General features: G+C 72.1%; 24 protein-coding genes and 3 tRNA genes. 13 read left to right on the forward strand and 14 right to left on the reverse strand.

The window, feature by feature from the left end:
- The first annotated feature begins 3 nt into the window (after positions 1-3).
- Genes ACERMF_RS01840 through ACERMF_RS01850 form a run of 3 tightly spaced genes read left to right on the forward strand, consistent with a single transcriptional unit; the run spans position 4 to position 3,813 of the window.
- Positions 4-2,343, forward strand: coding sequence for a NosD domain-containing protein (locus ACERMF_RS01840; protein ID WP_373667310.1), 2,340 nt, complete (start codon positions 4-6; stop codon positions 2,341-2,343).
- Positions 2,327-2,983 carry an ATP-binding cassette domain-containing protein gene (locus ACERMF_RS01845; RefSeq protein WP_373667311.1) on the forward strand — a complete coding sequence of 219 codons (657 nt, stop codon included), beginning with the start codon at positions 2,327-2,329 and terminating at the stop codon, positions 2,981-2,983. Before ACERMF_RS01840 ends, ACERMF_RS01845 begins: the two co-directional genes overlap by 17 nt.
- On the forward strand, positions 2,980-3,813 hold the full coding sequence (locus tag ACERMF_RS01850; protein WP_373667312.1) for an ABC transporter permease subunit: 834 nt from the start codon (positions 2,980-2,982) through the stop codon (positions 3,811-3,813). The genes ACERMF_RS01845 and ACERMF_RS01850 overlap by 4 nt, the downstream gene beginning before the upstream one ends.
- Before the next feature lie 106 nt (positions 3,814-3,919).
- Here ACERMF_RS01850 and ACERMF_RS01855 read toward each other — a convergent pair whose 3' ends face one another.
- From ACERMF_RS01855 to pcaC, 8 genes are read right to left on the reverse strand one after another with little or no spacing between them, the layout of a single operon-like run.
- Positions 3,920-5,134, reverse strand: a complete 1,215-nt coding sequence (locus ACERMF_RS01855) for an acetyl-CoA C-acetyltransferase (RefSeq protein ID WP_373667313.1) — start codon at positions 5,132-5,134, stop codon at positions 3,920-3,922.
- Positions 5,127-5,945: a 3-oxoadipate enol-lactonase gene (gene pcaD / locus ACERMF_RS01860; RefSeq protein ID WP_373667314.1), complete on the reverse strand. Its 819-nt coding sequence runs from the start codon at positions 5,943-5,945 to the stop codon at positions 5,127-5,129. Before pcaD ends, ACERMF_RS01855 begins: the two co-directional genes overlap by 8 nt.
- Positions 5,942-7,312 (reverse strand): lyase family protein, encoded by a 1,371-nt coding sequence (locus tag ACERMF_RS01865; protein ID WP_373667315.1) that lies wholly within the window; start codon positions 7,310-7,312, stop codon positions 5,942-5,944. Before ACERMF_RS01865 ends, pcaD begins: the two co-directional genes overlap by 4 nt.
- On the reverse strand, positions 7,305-8,048 hold the full coding sequence (locus ACERMF_RS01870; protein WP_373667449.1) for a CoA-transferase subunit beta: 744 nt from the start codon (positions 8,046-8,048) through the stop codon (positions 7,305-7,307). The genes ACERMF_RS01865 and ACERMF_RS01870 overlap by 8 nt, the downstream gene beginning before the upstream one ends.
- 56 nt (positions 8,049-8,104) lie before the next feature.
- Entirely contained in the window at positions 8,105-8,935 is an 831-nt protein-coding gene (locus ACERMF_RS01875; protein WP_373667316.1) for a CoA transferase subunit A, read from the reverse strand.
- Positions 8,936-8,944: 9 nt separating this feature from the next.
- Positions 8,945-9,529, reverse strand: coding sequence for a protocatechuate 3,4-dioxygenase subunit alpha (gene pcaG, locus ACERMF_RS01880; protein WP_373667450.1), 585 nt, complete (start codon positions 9,527-9,529; stop codon positions 8,945-8,947).
- Positions 9,530-9,543: 14 nt separating this feature from the next.
- Entirely contained in the window at positions 9,544-10,287 is a 744-nt protein-coding gene (gene pcaH, locus ACERMF_RS01885; protein ID WP_373667451.1) for a protocatechuate 3,4-dioxygenase subunit beta, read from the reverse strand.
- Positions 10,288-10,289: 2 nt separating this feature from the next.
- The gene (gene pcaC / locus ACERMF_RS01890) at positions 10,290-10,685 is read right to left on the reverse strand and encodes a 4-carboxymuconolactone decarboxylase (protein ID WP_373667317.1); all 396 of its coding nucleotides are present in this window, start codon (positions 10,683-10,685) and stop codon (positions 10,290-10,292) included.
- A gap of 132 nt (positions 10,686-10,817) precedes the next feature.
- Between pcaC and ACERMF_RS01895 the strand changes: the two genes are divergently transcribed.
- Positions 10,818-11,579 (forward strand): IclR family transcriptional regulator C-terminal domain-containing protein, encoded by a 762-nt coding sequence (locus ACERMF_RS01895; protein ID WP_373667318.1) that lies wholly within the window; start codon positions 10,818-10,820, stop codon positions 11,577-11,579.
- A gap of 88 nt (positions 11,580-11,667) precedes the next feature.
- Here ACERMF_RS01895 and ACERMF_RS01900 read toward each other — a convergent pair whose 3' ends face one another.
- The gene (locus tag ACERMF_RS01900; protein ID WP_373667319.1) at positions 11,668-12,420 is read right to left on the reverse strand and encodes a hypothetical protein; all 753 of its coding nucleotides are present in this window, start codon (positions 12,418-12,420) and stop codon (positions 11,668-11,670) included.
- Between the two features lie 185 nt (positions 12,421-12,605).
- On the opposite strand from ACERMF_RS01900, the gene ACERMF_RS01905 reads away from it, so the two are divergent.
- Both ACERMF_RS01905 and ACERMF_RS01910 read left to right on the forward strand, forming a co-directional pair.
- Positions 12,606-13,370 (forward strand): dienelactone hydrolase family protein, encoded by a 765-nt coding sequence (locus tag ACERMF_RS01905; RefSeq protein ID WP_373667320.1) that lies wholly within the window; start codon positions 12,606-12,608, stop codon positions 13,368-13,370.
- Between the two features lie 12 nt (positions 13,371-13,382).
- Positions 13,383-13,709 carry a DUF6295 family protein gene (locus ACERMF_RS01910; protein ID WP_373667321.1) on the forward strand — a complete coding sequence of 109 codons (327 nt, stop codon included), beginning with the start codon at positions 13,383-13,385 and terminating at the stop codon, positions 13,707-13,709.
- Between the two features lie 163 nt (positions 13,710-13,872).
- Here ACERMF_RS01910 and ACERMF_RS01915 read toward each other — a convergent pair.
- The 3 genes from ACERMF_RS01915 to ACERMF_RS01925 all read right to left on the reverse strand — a co-directional run bounded on the left by ACERMF_RS01915 (position 13,873) and on the right by ACERMF_RS01925 (position 14,199).
- A tRNA-Phe gene (locus ACERMF_RS01915) sits at positions 13,873-13,945 on the reverse strand.
- A 90-nt stretch (positions 13,946-14,035) separates the two neighbouring features.
- Positions 14,036-14,110: transfer RNA gene (locus ACERMF_RS01920), tRNA-Asp, on the reverse strand.
- A gap of 16 nt (positions 14,111-14,126) precedes the next feature.
- A tRNA-Lys gene (locus tag ACERMF_RS01925) sits at positions 14,127-14,199 on the reverse strand.
- Positions 14,200-14,326: 127 nt separating this feature from the next.
- Between ACERMF_RS01925 and ACERMF_RS01930 the strand changes: the two genes are divergently transcribed.
- The gene (locus ACERMF_RS01930) at positions 14,327-15,283 is read left to right on the forward strand and encodes a GNAT family N-acetyltransferase (protein ID WP_373667322.1); all 957 of its coding nucleotides are present in this window, start codon (positions 14,327-14,329) and stop codon (positions 15,281-15,283) included.
- Between the two features lie 7 nt (positions 15,284-15,290).
- Here ACERMF_RS01930 and ACERMF_RS01935 read toward each other — a convergent pair whose 3' ends face one another.
- On the reverse strand, positions 15,291-15,989 hold the full coding sequence (locus ACERMF_RS01935) for a winged-helix domain-containing protein (protein WP_373667323.1): 699 nt from the start codon (positions 15,987-15,989) through the stop codon (positions 15,291-15,293).
- Positions 15,990-16,086: 97 nt separating this feature from the next.
- On the opposite strand from ACERMF_RS01935, the gene ACERMF_RS01940 reads away from it, so the two are divergent.
- The 6 genes from ACERMF_RS01940 to ACERMF_RS01965 all read left to right on the forward strand — a co-directional run bounded on the left by ACERMF_RS01940 (position 16,087) and on the right by ACERMF_RS01965 (position 21,447).
- Complete coding sequence (locus ACERMF_RS01940; protein ID WP_373667324.1) at positions 16,087-17,022, forward strand: alpha/beta hydrolase; 936 nt, start codon at positions 16,087-16,089, stop codon at positions 17,020-17,022.
- Between the two features lie 117 nt (positions 17,023-17,139).
- Positions 17,140-18,141, forward strand: a complete 1,002-nt coding sequence (locus tag ACERMF_RS01945; protein WP_373667325.1) for a helix-turn-helix domain-containing protein — start codon at positions 17,140-17,142, stop codon at positions 18,139-18,141.
- 59 nt (positions 18,142-18,200) lie between these two features.
- Positions 18,201-18,701 (forward strand): DUF4395 domain-containing protein, encoded by a 501-nt coding sequence (locus ACERMF_RS01950; RefSeq protein WP_373667326.1) that lies wholly within the window; start codon positions 18,201-18,203, stop codon positions 18,699-18,701.
- On the forward strand, positions 18,698-19,156 hold the full coding sequence (locus tag ACERMF_RS01955) for a thioredoxin family protein (RefSeq protein ID WP_373667327.1): 459 nt from the start codon (positions 18,698-18,700) through the stop codon (positions 19,154-19,156). Before ACERMF_RS01950 ends, ACERMF_RS01955 begins: the two co-directional genes overlap by 4 nt.
- Positions 19,157-19,231: 75 nt before the next feature.
- Complete coding sequence (locus ACERMF_RS01960) at positions 19,232-20,383, forward strand: acyl-CoA dehydrogenase family protein (RefSeq protein WP_373667328.1); 1,152 nt, start codon at positions 19,232-19,234, stop codon at positions 20,381-20,383.
- Positions 20,384-20,520: 137 nt separating this feature from the next.
- Entirely contained in the window at positions 20,521-21,447 is a 927-nt protein-coding gene (locus ACERMF_RS01965; protein WP_373667329.1) for a folate-binding protein YgfZ, read from the forward strand.
- 102 nt (positions 21,448-21,549) lie between these two features.
- On the opposite strand, the gene ACERMF_RS01970 is transcribed toward ACERMF_RS01965, so the two are convergent.
- Positions 21,550-23,583, reverse strand: coding sequence for a sodium-translocating pyrophosphatase (locus ACERMF_RS01970; RefSeq protein ID WP_373667330.1), 2,034 nt, complete (start codon positions 23,581-23,583; stop codon positions 21,550-21,552).
- Positions 23,584-23,705 lie beyond the last annotated feature (122 nt).

Raw genomic sequence — 23,705 nt, forward strand, 5'->3', positions numbered from 1 at the left:
CCGATGCCGAACACGTCGTCCAACGGTTCACCCGACGAACCGCGTGACGGAATCGAGACCGGGCGAGGGCGCCGCGGCGCCCTCGCCGGGGTCGGCGCGCTCGCGACCCTGCTCGTCGCCGCGGGGTGGTTCCTGCCGGTCTGGCAGACCCGGCTGTACGCGCCGCAGTACCCGGGCGGCCTGACGACGATCGCCTACGGCCACCACATGGCCGGGGACATCGACGAGGTCAACATCCTCAACCACTACGTCGGTCTCGGGATGTACGACCCGTCGATGGTTCCCGAGATGCGCCTGTGGCCGGTGGCGCTCGGGGTGGCCCTGCTGTCCGTGGTGGTGGCACTCCGGCTCCGCCCGCGCCTGCCCGGCCGGCTCGCCGCCGCCTACCTGTGGCTGCTGCCGGTCGGCGTGCTGGCCGTGATCCAGTTCCGGCTGCACCAGTTCGGCCACGACATCACGCCGGGAGCCGCGTTCCGGCTCGACCCGTTCACCCCGCGGGTGGTCGGCAGGACGACGGTGTGGAACTTCGAGACCTGGTCATGGCCCGGCACGGGCCTGCTCGCGATCGTGGCCGCCGCCGGGCTCGTCACCTTCGGTCCACGTCTGCTGGCCCCTCGCCGGAGGTCGCCACGTGCCGCGACGGTCGTCGTCGCGATCGCCACGTCGGCGCTCGCGCTGGCCGCACCGGCAGCACTCGCCGCCGACCACGACGCGCACCACGGCCATCACGGGCACACGACGTCGGAGCCAGCGGCCGGTGACGAGGTCGACGGCCACCACGGGCACGTGGACCCGGACGGGACGCTCGGTCCGACGATCGGCCCCGAGCACCACGCGGCGATGCCCAGCATCGTCGAGCACCCGCCCGCGGGCGACCTGGCCGACGTCCTGGCCGCGGCCCAGCCGGGTGAGGTCGTGCGTCTGCCCGCCGGCACCTACCGCGGCCCGGTGGTCATCGACCGGCCCGTCGTCATCGAGGGCGAAGGTCTGCCGATCATCGAGGGCAACGGCGATGGCAGCGTCATCACCGTGCGGGCCCCCGGCACCGTGATCCGGGGCGTGGTCGTCCGCGGCTCGGGGCCCGGACCGACCGGCGACCCCGCCGGCATCCGCATCGAGGCGGACGACATCACCGTCGAGGGTGCGGTCCTGCTCCACAACTACGTCGGAATCGCCGTCGACACCGCCGCCGCCGTCAAGTTGCTCGACAACCACGTCCACGGTCGTGCCGCCGCCCGGATCGTCGACGAGGACCACGCGGTCGCGACGGACGAGGACGAGGGTCACGCGGGCGCCGAAGGCCACGCCGGACATGCCACCCACGCGGAGCGCGATGCTCACTCGGGGCACGAAGCCCACGCGAGACACGCCACCCCCGCGGAGCACGGCACGCACGTGATGGACGCCGCGAGCAGCGGTCCCGGCCGCGGCGACGGCATCTGGTTGCACGACGTCGACCACATCGTCGTCCGCGGCAACCACGTCGTGCACGTGCGCGACGGGGTGTACGTCTCGTTCGGCGCCGGGGCGCTGATCGACGGCAACCACGTGCAGCACAGCCGCTACGCCCTGCACACGATGTTCGCCCGCGAGATGTCGGTGGTCCAGAACCACTTCGTCGACAACCTGTCCGGGCTGGTGCTGATGTACGGGGGCGACCTGCTGCTGCTGCGCAACCACGTCGAGGGCAGCACCAGCGCCTCCACCGGCTTCGGCGTCCTGCTCAAGGACGTCGTGGGCGTCGAGGCAACCCAGAACCTGCTGGTCGACAACCGGGTCGGCCTGCACCTCGACGGGCCCAACGAGACCGCCGAGAACCTCTTCATGGCGAACACGGTGGCTCGCAACTCGGTCGGCGTGCACGCCCTGCCCTCGGCACGTGCCACCTTCGGCGCCAACAGCTTCGCCGACAACGCCGTCCAGGTGGCCGCGACCAAGCTGCCTCGGCTCGAGTGGGCGTCGCGTGGCTGGGGCAACTACTGGAGCTCCTACCGCGGCTACGACCGCGGCGACGGCAAGGGCGCCGTGCCCCACACCGAGGGTGGCGTCGTGGACCGGTTGCTGCTGCGCCATCCCGAACTCGCCGCGATCGCCGACGGTCCTGGGCTGCGTCTGCTGCGGGCGATCGAGGAGCGGTGGGGAAGCCGCCAACCGGTCGTGGTCGACCCCGCGCCGCTGACGGTGCCGCTGTCACCGCCGCTGCCCGTCTCCGACGAACGTCCCCTGCACCCCGGTGCCGGGCTGGCCGTGGCGTTCGTGCTCGTGCTGCCCACCGTCGGCCTGTCCTGGCGTCACCGACGCCGTTCCCTGCGTAGGAGCCGTACCCGTGTCGCCCTCGCCTGAACCTCCCCGCCTGCGTGTCCGCGGCCTGACCAAGCGGTTCGGCGCGTACACCGTCCTCGACCACGTCGACCTCGACGTGGAGCCGGGCAGCATCGTCCTGCTCACCGGCAACAACGGCAGCGGGAAGACGACCCTGTTGCGGTGCGTCGCCGGCCTCGCAAGAGCCCGTGGCGACATCGAGGTGGACGGTCGTCCGCTGACGGCGGATCCCGCCAGCCGCCGTGCCGTCGGCTACCTGCCCCAGTCGGTCGGCCTGCCGGCATGGGCCACGGGCGACGAGGTCCTCGCCCTGTTCGCGGGGCTGCGCGGCGAAGCGGTCGCGGCGTTCCCGCTGCCGGACGGGTTCCTGCCGCCCATGGACCGGCCGCTGGGCACCCTCTCGGGTGGACAGCGCCAGCGCCTCGCCTTCGCGGTCGCACTGCTCGGGCAGCCGCGACTGCTGCTGCTCGACGAGCCGGCCGCCAACCTCGACGACGACGGCCGCGCACTGCTCGGTGCGCTGCTGCGCACCGTGCGTGACGCGGGCGCGAGCGTCGTCGTCGCCGCACCGTCCCCGGGCGACCTCGCCGGTCTTCCCGACCGGCAGGTGCGGTTGTCCCAGGGACGGATCGAGCGACAACTCCAGGAGATCGTCCGATGAGCATCGCAGGTGCTTCTGTTCTCCGCCTCGCCGCCTTCGAAGTACGCGGGGCGGCGCGGACCCGCTGGGTCGCCATCGGCGGGGGGCTGTTCGCGCTCGCCGCGGCGGCCGTCGCCCTGGCCGGGCTGCGCTCGCTGTCCGCGCTCGGGTTGGCAGGCGCCGGCGCGGCGACCGACGCGCTCGTCCACCTCGCCCTCCTGTTGCCGCCGCTGATCGGGCTGCTGCTGGGCGCCGGCAGCCTCGCCCGCGACCGGGAGCGGGGAATGCTGGCGCTGCTCGCGACCCAGCCGCTGCGTCGGGGAGCGCTCCCACTGGCGGCGTTCGCCGGGGCCGTGCTGGCCAGCTGGGCGGTCGTCGCACTCGGGCTCGGTGTCGCGACGGTCGTCATCGCGGGGGTGATGACGGCGGCGGACCTGGTGGCCCTCGGCGGCGTCCTCGCCGTCAGCCTGGCCGCGACGGCGACGGCCGTCGCTCTGGGTGTGCTGCTGTCCGCGGCGACCAGCACCCATCACCAGGCGACGGCGGCCGCGGCGTCGCTGTGGCTGTTCCTCGCCCTCGGCATGGACCTGTTGCTGGCCGGAGCCGCTCCCGGGCTGCAGTTCGGACCGGCCGGCCTGCTGGCCGCGGTCCTGCTCAATCCCCTGGAGGCTGCGCGGGTGCTGGCGGTGATGGTCCTGGGCGACGGCACGTCGCTCGGCACGTTCGGCGCGTACCTCGCCGACCGGTTCGGGGACGCCGGGGCGCTTCGGCTGCTGACCGGGTGCCTGGCCGCCTGGATCGTCGCGCCGCTGCTGCTGGCGTGGCGGATCACGACCCGTCGGGACGTGTGACGCCGGGAACCGCCCCGGTCACGCGAATGTGAATCCATCGGGGGGCCGTTGCTTCCACTGGTGGTTCGGGGACGTCTGACGTTTCGGCGGATCTCCGTCCTCGCGGTCAGGGGACGCGTTCGAAGAGGGCGGCCATGCCCTGGCCGCCGCCGATGCACATCGTCTCGAGGGCGTAGCGACCCTCGCGACGATCGAGCTCCCTCAGCATCGTCGCCAGGATCCGGGCGCCGGTGGCGCCGACGGGGTGGCCCAACGAGATCCCGGAGCCGTTGGGGTTGAACCGCTCGTCGGTGAGCGGATCGAGGCCCCACTCGTCGGTGACGGCAAGAACCTGCGCTGCGAAGGCTTCGTTGAGCTCGATCAGGTCCAACTCGCCCATCGCCACGCCGGCCCGCCCGAGCACGGATGCCGTGGCCGGCACCGGACCGATGCCCATGGTCTGCGGTGGTACACCGGCAACGGCCCAGGTGACCAGGCGGGCGAGCGGGCGTAGGCCGAGCTGTTCGGCGCGCTCGACGGTGGTGACGACGCAGACGGCGGCACCGTCGTTCTGCCCCGACGAGTTGCCCGCCGTCACCGTCGCGTCAGGATCCTGGCGCCCCATCACCGGACGCAGCTTCTGCAGCGCCTCGAGGCTCGTGTCGGCACGCGGGTGTTCGTCGGTCTCGACCACGACCGCGTCACCCTTGCGTTGCGGGACCTCCACCGGAACGATCTCGGCTTCGAAACGCCCTGCCTGCTGGGCTGCGACGGCACGTTGGTGCGATCGCAATGCCAGTTCGTCCTGTCGTTCGCGGGTGATGGCACGGTGCCGACGCAGGTTCTCTGCTGTCTCGAGCATGCCGCCGGGAACCGGGTGGTGCCTGCCCCCTGCCGTGACGCGTGCCCGCGCCAGACGGTCGGCGAGCTCGACGCCTCCAGCCGTCACGCCCCAACGGATCGCGTCGGTGTAGAACTCGACCTGGCTCATGCTCTCGGCGCCGCCGGCGACGACGACGTCGCAGACACCGGTCTGGATCCGCATGGCGGCGTCGGCGATGGCCTGCAGACCCGACCCGCAGCGCCGGTCGAGCTGCAGTCCGGGCACGTCGACCGGCAGGCCGGCGTCGAGCGCCGCGACACGCCCGATGGCCGGGGCCTCGCCACTCGGGTAGCCGTGCCCGAGGATCACGTCGTCGATGGACTCGGGGTCGAGCCCGGTGCGGTCGAGGAGCTCCCCGATGACGGTGGCGGCCAACGACTGGGCGGAGACGTCGCGCAGCACACCACCGAAGCGGCCGACGGGGGTCCGCACCGGCTCACAGATGACGGCGTCACGCATGGCCCTGCTCCAGGTCGGGTCGGGTGAGGAAGTCGGCGACGAGTCGCTCGAACGGCTCCGGCTGCTCCAGGTTGGCGAGGTGGCCCGCCCCTGGCAATTCGGCATAGCCGGCGTGCGGTAACGCGGCGTGCAGCGCCTGGGCGTCGGCCGGCGGGGTGGCCTCGTCGGCGGTTCCGACGACGACCAGGCAGGGGGCGCGTACGGCGGCGGCTTCTGCCAGCAGGTCGGCGGTCGCCAACGCCTCGCAACTGGCGGCATAACCCTCGGGCGCCGCCCGGCGCAGTCCCTGCTCCACGCGAGCGAGCGCGGGTGCGCGGCCGGCCCGGAAGGTCGGACTGAAGAAGCGACCGAGAACCAGATCGACGACGGCGTCCATGCCCTGCTCGCGGACCGTGGCGGCGCGGGCGCGCCAGGCGTCTTCGGTCCCCACCTTGGCCGCCGTGTCGGCGAGGACGACGCGGCGGACGCGCTCGGGGACGTGGGCGGCGAGCCACAGGGCGACCAGACCGCCGAGGGAGATCCCGCACACGTCGGCACGTTCGACCCCGTGGTGGTCCAGCACCGTCAGCGCGTCGCGGCCCAACCGTGCCACCGTGTAGGGGCCGTCGGGGACGGACGACGTCCCGTGTCCGCGCTGGTCGTAGCGCAGCAAGCGATGCGACGGCGACCAACCCGGCACCTGGGCGTCCCACATCGACAAATCGGTCCCGAGCGAGTTGATCAGCAGCAGTGGTGGCGCATCCGGGTCGCCGTCCGTCCAGGTGCGCAGGCGCACGCCGTCGTCGGTCTGGACCACTTCCTCGTGGCTCACCGCCCCAGCTCCTGCCGGGTTCGGGCATGCGCTGCCAGTGCACGCTCCACGCCGGCGACCGCGGATGCCGTTGCGGCGGCGGGGTCGAGGACGTGCGCGAGCCGGTCTGGATCCAGGTGCTGGGTGACGCGCGGGTCGGCCGTCGCGGCCTCCAGCAGGGGATGCCCGGCCGCGGCGGCGGCCGCGGCGACCTCGGTGGTCAGGGCCTGTGCAGCCGGCCGTCCGAGCGCTGCGGCCAGGGCCGTCGCCAGGGCCTCCGAGCCGGTCAGCCCCCCGTGTGCGCCCAGGTTGGCGCGCATGCGATCGGTGTCGACCTCGAGGCCTTCCAGGGCATGCGCCAAACGGGACACGGCACCGCCGAGCCGGACCAGCGCCGAGGGAAGCGCGGCCCATTCCGCCTGCCAGGCGCCGGCGGCCCGTTCGTACTCGTTCGCGCCGGCCGCCTCCATCAGCACCTGGCACTCGCCGCGGGCGAGCCGGGCGGCCGCGCGGGCCGCGGTGGCGTGTGTCGGGTTGCGCTTGTGCGGCATCGCGGACGAGCCGGGACCGTTGCCCGCACCCTCGCGAAGCTCCCCGATCTCGGTCTGGGCCAGCAGCACGAGATCCGTCGCGATGCCTTCGATGGCGCCAGCGGTGGTGGCCAGGGCGCCGGCGAGTTCGGCGATGCGGTCGCGCTCGGCGTGCCACGGCAGGTCGGGTGCGGCCAGTGCGAGTGCGTCAGCGAGTGCCTCGACGACGTCGTGGGCGTGTTCACCGTAGACGGCGGCCGTGCCCGCGGCGCCGCCGAGCTGCACCACGAGCACGCGCGACCGCATCCAGGCGAGCTGCTCGCGGCGACGGTCGAGGGCACGCAGCCAGCGTGCTGCGCGGAGCCCGAAGGTGATCGGCACGGCCTGCTGTCCCAACGTGCGTCCGGCCATCACGGACTGCCGGTGTGCGTCGGCCAGCGCGGCACAGGTCTTGGCCGCATCTTCCAGGCGGTGGTCGAGCAGGTCGAGTGCATCGCGAAGCTGGAGGACCACGGCCGTGTCGACGATGTCCTGGCTCGTCGCGCCGTGGTGGAGCCAGGCGGCTGCCAGCTCGTCGGCTCCCTGCGTCAGCGCGGCGACCAGGGGGATGACCGGGGTCGCGGCGCGCGACGCCTGCTCGGCGAGATCGACCAGATCCACCCGGCCCACGGCGCACGCGTCGTCGATGGCGTCGGCCGCCGCCAACGGGACCAGGCCGCAGCGGGCCAGCGCGCGACCGATGGCCGCCTCCACCTCGACCATCCTGGCGATGCGCGCCGGCCAGCCCACGACCGCCGCCATCTCCGTGTCACCGAAACCGGCCTCGAGGAGCCCGTCCGACCATCCCGTCTCACGCACGTGCGTGGGCCCGCTCGGTGCGCTCCTGGAGATCGCGCAGGACGTGCAGTTCCTCGGCCGTCGGGGGCGGCGTCGTCGCGAGTCGGGTCGCGAACCGGATGGGCCAGCCGGTCGCCTCGGCGACCTGCTCACGTGTCACGCCCTCGTGCAGGGAGGTCACGACGAGCTCTCGGGTCTCGGGGTCCGGCTCGAGCAGGCAGAGGTCGGTCACCACGAGTACCGGTCCGGCCGTCGACAGCCCGGCCGCCGCCCGGTCGCCGGGCCCCCCGCCGTGCCCGAGCGACGTGATGAAGTCCACCGTGTCGACGAAGGTGCGTGCGTTGTGTTTGGCCGTGATCAGGACCTCACCACACGAGCCGGCGATCTCGGGCGCTCCACCTCCGCCTGGAAGCCGCACCTTCGGCTGCGCGTAGTCACCGATGACCGTGGTGTTGATGTTGGCGAAGCGGTCGATCTGCGCGCCACCGAGGAAGCCCTTCGAGATGCGGCCGCCCTGGAGCCAGTACTGGAACATCTCGACGACGGGCACCGTGGTCAGGGCGGTGTCGCACAGCTCGCCGTCGCCGATCGACAGGGGCAGCACGTCCGGGCGGGTCTGCAGGGTGCCGGACTCGTAGATGAGCACGATGTCGGGGGCGTGCGTGAGCCGGGCGAGGTTGCAGGCGGCCGAGGGTGCGCCGATACCGACGAAGCACACGTCGTCGTTCCGAAGCGCCCGGCTCGCCGCGATGGTCATCAGCTCGTCGGCGGTGTGTGGCACGGCGCCGTTGCCCGCCCGGTCGGTGGCGACGTTCACGAGTCGGCTCCGGTCGTCTGCGGCTCGAGGACGTGCTCGTGGAGCCACGCCCGGAACTCTTCGCGGTCTCGCGAGATCGCATCCCAAGCCCGGTAGAAGGCATTGTCGCGCCCGTAGTAGCCGTGAGCGTACGACGGCGCGGCGCCGCCCGGCGCCACCGCCACCGCGTCGATGGCCCAGGCCGGGATGATCACCGAGTTCGGGCTGGGCGCAGCAAGGTCGTCCACGATCTCCTCGACGGTGACGATCGAGCGGGTCGACGCGAGGACCGTCTCCTTCTGCACACCGACGATCCCCTCGACCAGCACGTTGCCGACACGGTCGGCGCGTTGGGCGTGCACGATGCCGACGTCGGGACGGAGGGCGGGAACGGCCGCCAACTCCTCGCCGGTGAACGGGCAGACGACGCTGCGGATGTTGGGATTGACCCTCCGCAGGTCGGATCGGGCGTAGCCCCGCAAGGTCGCGAACGGCAGCCCTGCGGCTCCGGCGTGGAAGGCCGCAGCCATCGCGGCATGGCTGTGCTCCTCGAGCTGAAGCGGCTGTGGCCAGCTTTGCTCGACCGCGTCGCGCAGCCGGTGCAGGGAACCGACACCGGGGTTGCCTCCCCAGGAGAACACCAGTTTGTCGGCGCAGCCGGCGCCGATGAGCTGGTCGTAGATCAGGTCCGGCGTCATGCGGATCAGCGTCAGGGCCTGCCGGCCCTGACGGATGATCTCCTGAGCGGCGGCGAACGGGATCAGGTGCGTGAACCCCTCCATCGCCACGGTGGCACCATCGCCCACGTGTTCGGCGATGGCGTCGTGGAGGGAGACGATCTCGGCCACGGCAGGTCCTCAGGCGTCGAAGAACACGGTTTCGTCCTCGCCCTGGAGGACGACGTCGAAGCGGTAGCGGGGCAGGCCGTCCTCGTCGCCGTCCCGGTGGGCGATCAGGGTGTGCCGCCGTTCGGCAGGGACGCTGGCGAGTACCGGATCGTTCTCGTTGGCGGCGACCCCGTCGAAGTAGATCCTGGTATGCAGGTGGTCGAGCAGTCCACGGGCGAACAACTGCAGGTTGAGGTGGGGGGCCTGGACGGAACCATCTCGACCTGGGACCGTGCCGGGCATGACGGTCGTGATCCGGAATTCGCCGGTGTCCCTCGACGTCGCGACACGTCCGAACCCGATGAAGGCACTGGGGACGTCAGCCGCCCGCCCGTCGGCGGGGTGGCGGTAGCGGCCGCCGCCGTCCGCCTGCCAGACCTCGACCATGGCGTCGGCGACGAGATCGCCGACGCCGTCACGGATGGTTCCGAGGACCACGATGGGCTCGCCTGCCTGCCCGTCCGGGTCCAGGCGGTCGACCGGCTCCTCGGTGAGGGCGTAGTGGAAGAACGGCCCCACCGTCTGGGAAGGGGTCTGAGGTCGTAGCGCCGGCATCTGCTCGCGTCCCGTCACGCCAATGCCCCTGCGCCGCCCGCCTCGAAGGGCGTCGCATCGGGCCCGCGGAGCACGATGTCGAACCGGTACCCGAGGGCCCACTCCTCCTGGGTGATGCCGTGGTCGTAGACGCCGATCAGGCGGTGCCAATGCTCCCGCGGGATCGACCCCATGATCGGGTCGAGCTCGTGCAGTGGGTCACCGGGGAAGTACATCTGGGTGATCAGCCGTGTCACCAACGCCGGGCCGAACAGCGAGAAATGGATGTGGGCCGGCCGCCACGCGTTCGGGTGGTTGCGCCACGGATAGGCGCCCGGCTTGATGGTGAGGAAGCGGTAGGAACCGTCCTCGTCGGTGACGCTGCGGCCGCGGCCGATGAAGTTGGGATCCAATGGGGCCGGGTGTTGATCTCCCTCGTGGACGTAGCGGCCGGCCGCGTTGCACTGCCAGACCTCGACGAGGGTGTTGGGCTGTGGTGTGCCGTCCTCGTCCAGCACCTGCCCGGTCACGATGATGCGCTCGCCCATCGCCTCGCTGCCGGTCCCCGCATTGGTGGTGAGATCGGCGTCCTCCGGCATCACCTCGGCGAGAGCTGGACCGGGGCCGGTCACCTCCGACAGGGTGTGTCCGAGCGGCACGAGCGCCTGTTTCGGATGCCGCGCGCCGGTGGACTTGTACGCCGGATGGTCGTACGGCGGATAGGCACTCCTGTCGCGGCGACGGTATCCGCCGGAGGCCGGGGACGGGGCGCCCTCGATGGTCACGATGTTCCCTCCCTGCCCTCGGGTTCATCTCCGAACACGCGTTTGAGCGCCGCGAAGGCGGTGTTGGCGGCCGGGACCCCGCCGTAGAGCGCCACGTGGAGCAGGGTCTCGGTGATCTGCTCGGGTGTCGCTCCGGTGTTGCGGGTCGCACGCAGATGCATCTCGAGTTCGCGCTCGTGGCCGAGCGCCGCCAACAACGCCACCGTCACCAGGCTGCGGGTTGCGAGGTCGAGCCCGTCACGGCCCCACACGTCCGACCAGGCGGCGCCGGTGATGTAGTCCTGGAACGGCGCGTCGAGCGACGTGGTGCTCGCGATCGCACGGTCGACGTGTTCGTCGCCGAGCACCTCGCGACGAACACGCATGCCGCGTTCGCTGCGGGCGTCATTCACGGTGGGTCTCCGTCTACCCGTCCGCGATCACCTTGTCGGCGGCGGGCCGTGGTTGCTAACGTGTGTTCGTACAGCGAACGAGTGTTCACAGGACGAACCCATGCAAGCAAGGGTCCCGGTAGCTGTCAAACGATGACGGACTCGGTCCGTGCGTTCGAACGAGGGTTGCGGGTGATCCGCAGCTTCACGGCCGACACGTCACTGCAGACGTTGGCCGACGTCGCGCGTGCCACGGACCTCAACCGCGCGACGGCGCGACGCTTCCTGCTGACACTGGAGGAACTCGGATACGTCCGGCGGGTCGGCGACCTGTTCACGCTGACGCCACGGGTCCTCGACCTCGGCTACGCGTATGTCTCGTCGTTCGGCGTCCCACAGCTCGCTCAGCCCTACCTGGAGCAGCTGAGCGAACAGTTGCACGAGGCGGCCTCGGTGGGCGTGTTGGACGGCGCCGAGGTGGTCTATGTCGCGCGTGTGCCGGCCAAGCGGGTCATGACCGTCTCGATCGGCTTGGGTACGCGTTTCCCCGCCTACCGCACCTCCCTCGGACGGGCCTTGCTCGCGTGGCTCCCCGACGACGAGGTCGAGCGGCTCTGGGACGTCAGCGACAAGCAGCAACCCACCTCGAGGACCGTTGCGGACCTCGACAGCTTGCGGCAGCGGTTGCGTGCGGTTCGCCGCCTGGGGTATGCGCTGGTCGACCAGGAACTGGAGATCGGCGTGCGCTCCGTCGCGGCACCCGTGAGAGACGCGACCGGCCGCCCGGTTGCCGCCATCAACCTCAGCACCCACGTCAGCCGAACCACCAAGCAGGACCTGCAGCAACGGTTCGCCCCGGCGCTGCTGCGGACTGCCGGCCAGATCGAGCACGCGCTGTCGAGCCGGCCCAGCTGAGCAGCCGACGTCGGGGTCCAGGTTGGGGCGAGGGCTCTCGGCGGACAGGTGCCATCTCCGCTCCCCGTTCGCGTCAGCGACGAGCGGGTCACAGCGCCAGCAGGAGGGCGGCGTAGGCCGCGGCGCCGAGGACGAACGGGGTCCAGCGGGCGCGGCGGTCGGCGGGCAGCTCCTCCTTGAGCACGTTCATGATCACGCCGCCGCCGAGGAAGGCCAGCAACAGCCCGAGGGTCGCCTCGGAAACGGTGGTGGCCACGCCGACCGCCCAGCCGGCCAGGACGCCGAACGCGACCAGCCACCGCCCGACGCGGTCGTACAGGTCGGCATGGTGCTCCCGCAGTCCGTGGTCGTTGACGACGAAGTGCACGCCCATGGCGAACGCGAAGGCGGCCAGGGCGGCGAGCGAGAGCTCCGCTCGCTCGACCAACAGGTAGCCGATGACCGCGTTGTACGCCGTGTAGCTGGCGAGGTGGGTCCAGCCGACGCGACGGTCGGCCGGCGGCGCGACGCCGCGTGCACGACCCTCGGAAGCTGCCGAGCGGTCCGCCCGGGACCGACGTGCGCTGAGCTCGAGGCCATAGAAGACGGCGAGTCCCGCGAGCGCCACGAGCCAGGCGTGGCTGGCCAGATAGGGCACGCGTTGCACGGCCGTCGTCTCGAGCAGGTGACGTTGCACGTGCGCGAGTTCGGGCAGGAGGTGGACGAAGACGTAGGCCGCGGAGACGCCCGATCCGGCCGACAGCAGCCAGCTGCGTGGCACCACGCGCAGACCGTGGACGCGTCCGGCCATGGCGTGCAGGATCGCGAGGATGGCAGCGGCGACTGCGGAAGCCGTCACCATCGCGCCACCTCCGTGTCCGGCGGCCGGCCCGGAAGCGTAACGACGTGGCGTCGCGATCACGCGCGACCCCCCCAACCGCCGTGTCACCGACACCTGGGCCGGGCGTCGGGTGGGGCTCGGCGGCGCAGGCCGCCGAGGGCCCACGACGGCTAGCGTGATGGGCAGGGCTGACTGCGAGGATGCTGATGAGGGCCACCGACAGCTACGAGGGGCTGCTCGCCGAAACGATCACGGTCCCCGGCCAGGGCGGCGACCGGATCCACGCCTACTCGGCTCGTCCGCTCGGTCCGGGTCCGTATCCGGGGGTGGTGCTTTTCCACCACCGGCCGGGGTGGGACGAGTGGTACCGGCACGCGACGAGGCTGTTCGCCCATCACGGCTACTTCGCGGTGTGTCCGGACCTGTACTGCCGGGTCGGGCACGGGGAACCAGACGATGTCGCCGCGCGGGCCCAGGCCGAGGGTGGAGTCGCCGACGAGCAGGTGGTCGGGGACGCCGCCGCGTGCGTCGATCTCATCCGCTCGCACCCCGCCTCCAGTGGCCGAATCGGGTACTTCGGCACCTGCTCCGGAGCGCGTCATGCGTACCTCGCCGCGTGCCGGGGCCCGGTCGTCGACGCCCTCGTCGACTGCTGGGGTGGCCGAATCGTCATGGCCGCCGACGAGTTGACGGACAAGCAGCCCGTCGCGCCAGTGGATCTGACCGCCGACCTGCCCTGCCCCCTGCTCGGCCTGTTCGGCAACGAGGACCGCAACCCGACGCCGGAGCACGTCGATGTCCTCGAAGACGCACTCCGGACCCACGACAAGCCCTACGAGTTCCATCGGTACGAGGGAGCAGGGCACGGGTTCTTCTACCACGACCGTCCAGCCGCCTACCGCGCCGAGGCGGCGGTTGACGGCTGGCAGAAGGTCTGGCGATTCCTTGCAGACACCCTCGGCGGCGAGTGACGGAGACGAACGATGTGCACCACGATCGCGGAGAAGGTCCCGCTGACCGGCAGCGGCAAGGGGGCGTCCGGCTGGTTCGACCTCACCGATCTCTACGTCGGCTACGACCACCCCTTTCACGCTCCGCACGAGCATGCGCTGAGCCTGAGCTTCGTCAACGAGGTCGCAGGCGAGCGGGTGGCCGTGGAGCTCGACCGTGCCAACGCCCGGCTTCTCGCCGACCGCATCCTCGCGGCGCTGGCGCTGGCCGATCGTGTCGAGGATCCCGACGACGAGAGCTCACGCCTCGCCATGCAAGGCGATGTACGGTCGAGCGCGCGTTGCCGGCACCGTCGGTGATGGCTTGACGGTCACCGTACGCGTCGGAGGGCGCGCCACCGAGCAGGCTGTCCACAGGCCCGGTTGGCACATCTGTCACGGAACGGCGTCTGACGGCCGTGAACATGAGGGGAGATGACGAATTCGGGCCTTTAGGCGTGCTAAGGGCCCGAATTCGCGGGGGTGGTCAGGGGCGGGGTCGAACCGCCGACACCACGATTTTCAGTCGTGTGCTCTACCAACTGAGCTACCTGACCAGGCGGCGTCGAGGCTAGAGCCTGACGTTGCGCCCTGCATCGCCGGTTGCCCGGTGATGCAGCACGGCCGGTCGCGAGACCGGCCGTGAGCGGACCTGACGGGATTTGAACCCGCGACCTCCACCTTGACAGGGTGGCGAGCACTCCAAACTGCTCCACAGGTCCCTGTGGACGTTGCACGTGGGCCGCGCAGGACTCGAACCTGCAACCAGCGGATTAAAAGTCCGATGCTCTGCCAGTTGAGCTAGCGGCCCCGGCTGGCAGGCTGCGACCGTGCAGCGCGCGGGAACGATACCCCGGGCCCCGCGCGGGCGCCAACCGGCGAAGACGGAGCCTAGCGTGCGCGCGCAGACCGACCGACGAGCCCGTGACGAGGACGCCATGCCAGCCCCAGACGACACGCACGGTCACGTCGAACGACCGGTCGAGCCGTCGTCGTGCGGCGTCGTGCCGCTGTCCGTCGCGGAGTCCGCCAGCGTGGTGGCCTCGATCGAGGCGGACGAAGCGACCACCGGCGCGCCGGTGGTCGACGAGGCGGAGCTGCTCCGCCTGCGCCGTTTCGCCGAATCGGGCCTGCATGCCGACGACTGGCAGCCGTTGGTCGCCCGTCGCGACGGCGAGTTCGTCGGCTACGCCGGGGTGCGGACGAGCGACCCGGCGGCCTCGGGGGACGCCGCCACCAGGCGCGGGATCGAGGAACACGTCGAGGTGCTGCAGCGCCTGCTGGTCGCTGCCGCCGAGCGCGCCTCCGATCGGGGCGTCTCGAGACTGCAGGTGTGGGTCCGTCAGGTCGGTGCCACGGAGATCGCCGCGGCGGCGGCGGCCGGCTACGCGGTGGATCGCCGGCTCGGCGTGCTCGGCCGCGACCTCGACGTGGTCCGCGTCGTACCGCCGGAGGAGGGATGGCGCATCCGTGCCTCGGAGCCCGGTCGCGACGACGCCGGCATCGTCGCGGTGCTCGCCGCCGCCTACGAGGGCACCGACGAAGCGGGCTGGACGCGGGCGCAGCTGCGCGAACGCCAGGGCTACGACTGGTTTCGGTCCCAGGACCTGCTCGTCGCCGAGGACGAGGCCGGGCAGCTGGGTGGGCTGCACTGGCTCAAGCGTCGCGGTGGCGGCCAGGGCGAGGTCTACAACCTCGCGATCGCCCCGCACGCGCAGGGCGCTGGCCTCGGCGCCGCATTGCTGACGGCCGGCCTCGACCACCTACGCCGCGTGGGATGCGACGAGGTGGTGTTGTGGGTCGACCGCGCCAACGAACGCGCGGTGCGTCTGTACGAGCGGTACGGCCTGACGACCCGGTGGGACGACGTCGCATTCGGTCGCGACCTCCCCTGACCGACCTTCAGACCTCCGGGTCCTCGGCGCCGCGTTCCTGCCGCTGTCCGGGCGGGACGAGCTTGTAGCCCACCCCGCGCACGGTGACGATCATCGACTCGTACTCGGGGCCGAGCTTCGCGCGCAGGCGCCGTACGTGCACGTCGACGGTCCGCGAGCCGCCGTAGTAGTCGTAGCCCCAGACGTCCTGCAGCAGCAGGTCCCGGGTGAAGACGCGGTTGGGGGCACTGGCCAGCGCCTTGAGCAGTTCGAACTCCTTGAACGTCAGGTCCAGCGGCACCCCGCGCAGCCGCACCTGGTAGCTGTCCTCGTCCACGACGAGGTCACCGACACTGGCGGCGCGGCTCGGTTGCTCGGCGACCATGCGTTCGCGCGCCACCCGCAACCGGGTCTCGACCTCGGCGGGTGACGCGAAGGGCAACAGCCAGTCGTCGAAGCCCCAGGTCACCTTCAGCGCCGCGAGCCCTCCTTCGCTCATCACCACGACGACGGGTCGGCGCAGCTCGTGCACCGAGGCCGCCCGGCAGGCCCCGGTCGCCGACCGCAGGTCCTGGGTCGCGTCGACCAGCACGATGTCGCAGCTGGTGAGCCCGAACAGCGAGGAGCTGTCCAGCGGCGCGTCCTGCAGGGTGTGATCGAGGTATTCGAGGGCCGGGAGGAGGGATTTCCCGCCGCCCGAGCGGTCGGTGAGCACCAGCAGGTGCATGGCAGCCCTCCTCGTCAAACACGAGCGCCCCGGCGCACGACGAACAGCAGTGGTTCGGCGTCGTTGCCGGGGCGGAACCCTGGCAGGATGCCAGATCGTGAAGCCGGTCGTCCATCCAGCAGACCGCGGCGACGCGCCTGGCCGCGCCGCCGGTGGCCCCGACACGCCTGCTCGCGCCACCGCCGGCACGCATACGGCGTCGCAGCGGGGCCCGCTGCGCCGCTACCTCGAGACGCGCGGCCTGGTGGGTGGCCACACCGCACCGCACATGCACACGCGCCTGTTCACCGACGATGGCGTGCGCCTCGCCGCGACCCACGTGCCCGGACCTCCCTCCGCGCCCGGCGCCGTGCTGCTGCTGCACGGCTTCGCGGCCAACCGCCGCAAGCCGTCCTATGCCCGGCTCGCGGACGGACTTGCCCGCTCCACCGGCGTGCTGGCCCTGGACTTGCGCGGGCACGGCGGCTCCGCCGGTGCCTGCACCTGGGGCGACGGCGAGGTGGAGGACGTCCGCGCCGGCGTCCGCTGGTTGCGGGCCTACGGGTACGGGCGCGTGGCGTTGTTGGGGCTGTCCATGGGCGGCACCGCGGCGCTGCACGCGGCGTCGCTGGATGTCGAGGTCGATGCCGTCGCCACGGTGTCCGCGCCGGCGTACTTCCATGATCCACCGACGACGGCGCCGCTGCAGCGCCTGCACGTGCTGTGGAACAGCCGGGTGCGGCGAGCGGGGCTGCGCGCCCTGGTCGGGGTCTCGCTGGCCGCTCCGACGGGGTGGCGCACTCCCCGCCACCCCGTCGAGATGGCCGGCGAGATCGAGGTGCCCCTCCTGGTCGTGCACGGCGAGGACGACGACTACTTCCCCATGACCGACGCGAACGACCTGGTCGCCGCCGCCGCAGGCCCCGCGACGCTCTGGCAGCGACCGGCCGGTTTCGGCCACGCCGAGGACGGGCTCGACCCCACCGTCGTCGACCTGCTGACCGAGGCGATGGCACACGTCCTCCACACCGGACGCTTTCCGCCGGCGCCCTGAACCGAGGCACGTTGGTCCCGGTTTGCACTGTTCGCACTGGATGGGCACGCTCGCGGCGTGCCGACTGCCCACCATGGGCGGTCCCACTCCGCCGTCCGTTGCCGAGGAACCGTGTCCGTGGCTCCAGCGCTCAGCGCCGTCCCGTCGCCGCCCGGCGACGGTGCGCCGCTGCCCGACCGCGCGGACGACGAGGCGGTCGCACGGGCGCTCGCGGTACCGACCCGGGCCGGGATCTACCGCCGTCTGCGCACCGAGGGCCAGCCCCTGGCCGCCCGCGAGGTGGCCGACATGTTCGGCCTGCACCCCAACGTCGCGCGCAACCACCTCGACCATCTCGCCGACGTCGGGCTCGTGGTCACCGGTCGGCGCAAGCACCCGGGTGGCGGCCGGCCGGCGAAGGTGTACGTCGCCCGGGAGCAGACCGCGCCCGGACGCGACGTCCAGGTACCCCAGGGCAGTCAGCTCGCGGTCCACACCATCGTGCAGCTCATCGCCGGCCTGTCCGAGCACCGCGCCAAACTGGCGCTGCTGGCCGAGGAACAGGGCCGCAAGCTCGTGGCCGCCACCGGCGGCCGCGCCGACACGCGCGACTTCGAAGCCGCCGCCGTCATCGCCGTCGAGGCACTTCGGGCCGCCTTCCCCGAGGCCCGTGTCGCCGACGTCGCCGGTGACCGCGTCACCGTGCAGGGGCTCGAGGTCGGGCTGCGCCTGATCGGCGAGGTCGACGGCGAGGTGGGCGACGCCCTGGCGGTCGGGTTCCTCCGCGGCGCCCTCGCCGCAGCGGGAGCGCCGGCGCAGGTCACCGCACGCGGCGGGCGGGTCGTGGCCGAACTGGACGAGGCGGGCCTGGGCGCCCAACCGAGCCCGGTCGCCACGGTCGACAACCGGGGACAGACCTACCAGCGCGGCGTCGTCGCCGCCATGCGCGCGATCGTGCCGCTGCGACCCGGCGACCACCTCGAGGTCCTCACCGAGGGGCAGGGCTCGCCCGCGGCGTACGCCCGATGGGCCGACCGGGCCGGGCACCAACTGGTCGACGTCGCCCGCACCCGTGACGTCAAGGGGCGCCCCGCCGTCCGCCTGCTGCTGCGCAAGGCCACCGGACCGCTCTGGTCCTGACCTCCTTCACTGACCCACCTGCCGATTTTCCACCCCCTGCATCTCCCGAGGTACCGACCATGGCACCACAGCTGGCCCGCGACGCCGACGGCGGACGGTTGATCGACGTGCGCGGCCCCCGGTTCGGGGCCGCGATCACCACCGTGGTCCTGGCCACGGCATTGGTCGTCCAGGACGGTGTCGGCACCGCGCTGGTGGCCTGGCAGTGGCTCGCGTTCGCGATCTCCACCTTCGCCGGCCTGGCCTGGTCGCCCTACGGCAACCTGTTCCGGTTCCTCAAGCGTCGGCTCGACCTCGGGCCGCCGCCTGCGACCGAACCCGAAGCGCCGCCGCGGTTCGCGCAGGCATGTGGGCTCGCGGTCGCCACCGCCGCGCTGGCGCTCTTCGCCGTCGGCGCCACCGCCGCGGGCTGGGTCGCCGTCGCCGTGGTGCTGACGTTGTCGGCCCTGCTCGCGATTTCCGGCATCTGCATCGGGTGCGAGCTCTACCTCGTCGGCCAGCGCGTGCTCGCCGGTCGCGGCCGTGCCGGCGAGCACGCCGACTCGCGTGGGGCCGCGTGATGGACCCGATCCTGCTCCGGCTGGTCGCGGTCGCGGCGCTCGTCGCGCTCGTCGCCGCCTTTGGGACCTGGTGGCGCCGACGCGACGGCCGCGTCCAGACCGGTGACGGCGCCGCGCGGCTCGCGGCGCACCACCTCGACGCGGTCGGCCTGCGACTCGAACGCTCCGGCGTCGGTGCCGTGTTGCTCGGGTCGCCGACCTGCACCCCGTGCACCGCGGTGAAGCGGGTCCTGCGCGAGCTCGCGTCCGAACGCGACAAGTTCGCCTGGGTCTACGCCGACGCGGCGGACCACCTCGACCTCGCCACCGAGCACAAGGTGCTGCGGGTGCCCACGCTGTTCCTCGTCGACGCTGACGGTCGCGTGCTCGCGCGCACCAGCGGGGTGCCGCTCGCCGACGACCTCCGCCGCGTCCTCGACGACGGCGAAGACCTGGTCGAGAACCCCGCCGCCTGAGCGGAACGATCCGGGTCTTGGCGTTCCATCGTGCCGCGTGGCAGGCTGCCGGCACGCGGCGTGCTGGGAGGGTCGGTGGACCTGCGTCTGACCGAGGAGCAGGAGGCCTTCGCCGCCAGCGTGCGGGCCTTCGCCCACGAGCACGTCGAACCCGGCGTGCTCGAGCGTGACCGTGCCGGCCGCTGGGACCCGGAGCTGTGGCGCGAGGTGGCCGCGTTCGGGCTCGCCGGGCTGCCCGTCCCCGAGGAGTACGGAGGCTCGGGTGCCGACGTGCTCACGACGGGCCTGGCGCTCGAGGCGCTGGCGTACGGCGGCCGCGACGCCGGCCTCAACCTCTCGCTCGGCGCCCACCTGACCATCGGGTGCATGCCGATCGCCCTGCACGGCACCGACGAGCAGAAACAGCAGTGGCTTCCGCGCATGGCCAGCGGCGCGTCGATCGGCGCGTTCGCGATCACCGAACCGGAGGCTGGCTCGGACACCGCCGGGATGAAGACCTCGGCTCGCCGCGAAGGCGACACGTGGGTGCTCAACGGCACGAAGACGTTCATCACCAACGGTGGCCTCGCCGACGTCGTCACCGTCGTCGCACGCACCGACCCCGACGCCCCGGACGGGCAGGCCTTCACCGCCTTCCTCGTCGAAGCCGGCTGGAACGGCTTCTCGGTGTCCCGGGAGCTCAAGAAGCTCGGGAACCGGACCTCGCCGACGGTGGAGTTGTCGTTCAGCGACGTCGAGGTGCCCGAGACGGCCGTCCTCGGCGACCCTGGCACCGCGTTGTGGGCGGTGGGGTTCGAGTGCTTCGACTGGGAACGCACCTGCATGATCGCCAGCGCCGTCGGCGGCATGCACCGCGATCTCGACGAGTGCGTCCGCTATGCGAAGGACCGCGAGGCGTTCGGCAAGCCGATCGGGACGTTCGGCGCGATCCAGCACAAGCTGGCGCAGATGCGCATCCGCCTCGAGAATGCCCGCAACCTGCAGCGGCAGGCCGCGTGGCGCAAGGACCACGGCCTCGAGCACCAGATCGAAGCGTCCATGGCCAAGGCCTACGTGGGCGAGGCGGCCGTCGCCTCCGCGCTCGACGCCGTGCAGATCCACGGCGGGTGGGGGTACTTGGACGAGTTCCACGTCGAACGATCGCTGCGCGACGCCAAGCTGGCCACCATCGGCGGCGGCACCACGGAGATCCAGGAACTGCTGATCTCGCGCATGCTCCTCGGTTGACGCCCCGCCGCGTTCCACACTTGTGCGGGTTACCTCGGCCGTAACCCCGGCCCGACCCGCACGAATCGATCATTGCTGGAAGGGTCGTAGCCCCGGGCGCGTTGCTCCCGACGACGCCCCCGACCGAGGATGCATCCGTGGCCATCGTGTTCCCGCTCGATCTGCGCCGGATCGAGGTGAGCGGCGACGACCGGGTCCGCTACCTCGAGGACGTGACGTCGCAGGCGTTGGCGTCGGCGCAGCCGGGCACCGTCCACGGCGCGCTGTACCTCGACGTCCACGGGGCCCCGCTCGCGATGTTCGACGTGGCCGTCCTGCCCGACCGGCTCGCGTTGCTGGTGCCGGCCGCGGCCGTGGACACGGTGGTCGACCAGCTCGGCGGCCGCACCTTCCTGCTCGACGCCCGCTTCGTCGCGACCGAGGACGTGGTCGTGGCGCTCCGCGACGACGAGGACGGGGCCGTCGCCGCAGCCGCCGGCCTGCGGGCCCGCGAGGGCCGCTGCCACCCCGGCGGCGACGTGCTGGTGATCGGTCGTGCCGACGGCGTCGACGTCGTCGGTCCGGCCGGCGCGGTCGACGAGGCGGTGACGGCGCTCGTGGCGGCCGGTGCCCGCCACGGTGACGCCCGTGACGCGGAGCGTTGGCGTATCGGCGCCGGCCAGCCGGCCTGGGGGGTCGAGGTGGCCGCACCGCACCTGCCCGAGGAACTGGGGCTGCTGCCGACCCATGTCCACCTCGCGAAGGGCTGCTATCCGGGGCAGGAGGCCGTCGCCCGGATGTGGATGCTCGGCCGTCCGCGTCGCCGGTTGGCCCGGGTCCGGGTCCACGGCGCGGTCGAACCCGGCTTCGAGGTCGGCGAGGGCCGTCGCCGGGTCCAGGTCACGTCGGTGTCGCCCGACGGCGACCGTGCGCTGGCGTTCGTGCCAGGTGACGCCGAGGTGGGCGCCCGCTTCCCGGACGAGGTCGACGCGCCGCAGGCGATCGAGGTCGAGGCACTGGTCGGCGACACCGCGTACCCGCCGGGCGCGGACCCCCAGGTGACCCGGCGCCGCGACCGCCGCTGACCGCCGCTGGTGCGGCGCCAGCGTCGCGTTCCGCAAGCCATGTGGAAGGCCCCCGCCGAGGCGGGGGCCTTCCCTGTCGCCGACCGGGTCGACCCGGGTCGCTCAGGCGGCCAGGAGCGGGGCGATGACGAGGCTGACGATCGCCATCACGTTGATGAGGATGTTCATCGACGGACCCGAGGTGTCCTTGAGGGGGTCACCGACCGTGTCGCCGACCACGTTGGCGGCGTGGGCGTCCGAGCCCTTGCCGCCGTGGTTGCCCTGCTCGACGTACTTCTTGGCGTTGTCCCACGCACCACCGGCGTTCGCCATGGTGAGCGCGAGCAGGACGCCGGCGACCAGGGCGCCACCGAGCATGCCGCCCAGCGTCTGGGCCCCGAACCCGAAGCCGACGATGACCGGTGAGAGGACCGCGATCGCCGCCGGGACGATCATCTTCTTGGTCGCGGCCTTGGTGGCGATGTCGACGCAGCGGACGGCGTCTGGCTCCGCGGTGCCCTCGAGCAGGCCCGGGATCTCGCGGAACTGTCGCCGGATCTCCTCGATCATCTCGAAGGCCGCGTCGCCGACGGCGGTCATCGTGACGGCGGCGACCACGAACGGCAGCGCACCACCGATGAACATGCCGATCAACACGTTGGGATCCGAGATCAGCAGCTCGAAGCCCTCGATGCGGTCGTCGACGACCGCGATGTAGGCGTTGATGAGTGTCAGTGCGGCCAGGGCGGCGGCGCCGATGGCGAAGCCCTTGCCGATCGCGGCGGTGGTGTTGCCGACCTCGTCGAGCGAGTCGGTGATGTGCCGCGTCTCGGGGCCGAGGGCCGCCATCTCGGCGATGCCGCCGGCGTTGTCGGCGACGGGGCCGTAGGCGTCGATCGCCATGGTCATCGCGACGGTGGCGAGCATGGACACGGCGGCGATACCGACGCCGTACAGGCCCGAGGTCGCACTGGCGACGAAGATCATGGCGGCGATGGTGGCGATCGGGATGGCGACCGACATCATGCCGGTCGACAGGCCCGAGATGATGACGGTCGCGGAGCCGGTCTCACCCGAGCGCGCGATGTCGCGGATCGGCTTGCCAGAGGTGAAGTACTCCGTCGACAGACCGAGGATGACCCCACCGACGGAGCCGACCACGGTGGCCCACCAGGTGCCGACGCCGACGCCGACGACGTTCATCAGGAAGAAGGCGAGGATCACGAAGCCGCCGGCCGCGGCGAAGGTGCCCAGGCGCAGCGCGAGGGCCGGCGACTTGTTCGACGACGCCTTGACCACGCCGATGGCGGCGATGGAGCAGAACAGGCCGAGCGCGCTGAGCAGCAGCGGCAGGGCGATGAGGCTGATGCCCGGGACGACGGCGCCGCCGATGTCGACGCCGTCGGCGCCCGCGTCGAGCAGCAGGACCGAGGCGATGGCCACCGTGGCGATGGTCGCACCGTTGGTCGACTCGAAGATGTCGGAGCCCATGCCGGCGACGTCGCCGACGTTGTCACCGACGTTGTCGGCGATGACGCCGGGGTTGCGCGGGTCGTCCTCGGGGATGCCGGCCTCGACCTTGCCCACCAGGTCGGCGCCGACGTCGGCCGACTTGGTGAAGATGCCGCCACCGACGCGGTAGAACAGTGCGACGACGCTGGCGCCCATCGCGAACCCGTGGATGTGTTCGGCGGCCTCGTGGTCGGTCCCGAAGATGACGTACAGGCCACCGAGCCCGAGCAGCCCGAGCGAGGCCAGAACCAGCCCCATCACCGAGCCGCCGTAGAAGGCGACGGTGAGGGCGGCGTTCATGCCCTGCTCGCGCGCGGCGGTGGTGGTGCGCACGTTGGCCCGTGTGGCGGCCATCATGCCCATGAACCCGGCGCCCGCGGCGGCCGCGGCACCGACGAGGAACGACACCGTCGTGGCGGCCCCGAGCGCGACCCACAGCGCGACGGCGAGGACGGCGACGGCGATCCCGATCAGCTGCAGTTCGCGCTGCATGAAGGTCTTGGCGCCCGCGCGGATCAGCTCCGCGATCTCGGTGGGACGCCCCTCCATGGCCGGGTACTTCATCATCGCGCGGTACATGACCAGGGCGACCACGAGCCCGATCACCCCCGCGATGGGTGGTATGTAGATCAAGACGTCGCTCACGGGTCCTCCAGAAGGGATGGCATGCGAAGAAGGCGGCGCGCCCGGGCGCCGTTTCGGGCGCGAACGGTAGCGGGGGTGACTCCGAGGTGTCGAAACGCCGCTCTGCGCAACCGCCGCGGCTG

This window comes from Egicoccus sp. AB-alg6-2 (genome assembly GCF_041821025.1).
GTDB lineage: Bacteria > Actinomycetota > Nitriliruptoria > Nitriliruptorales > Nitriliruptoraceae > Egicoccus.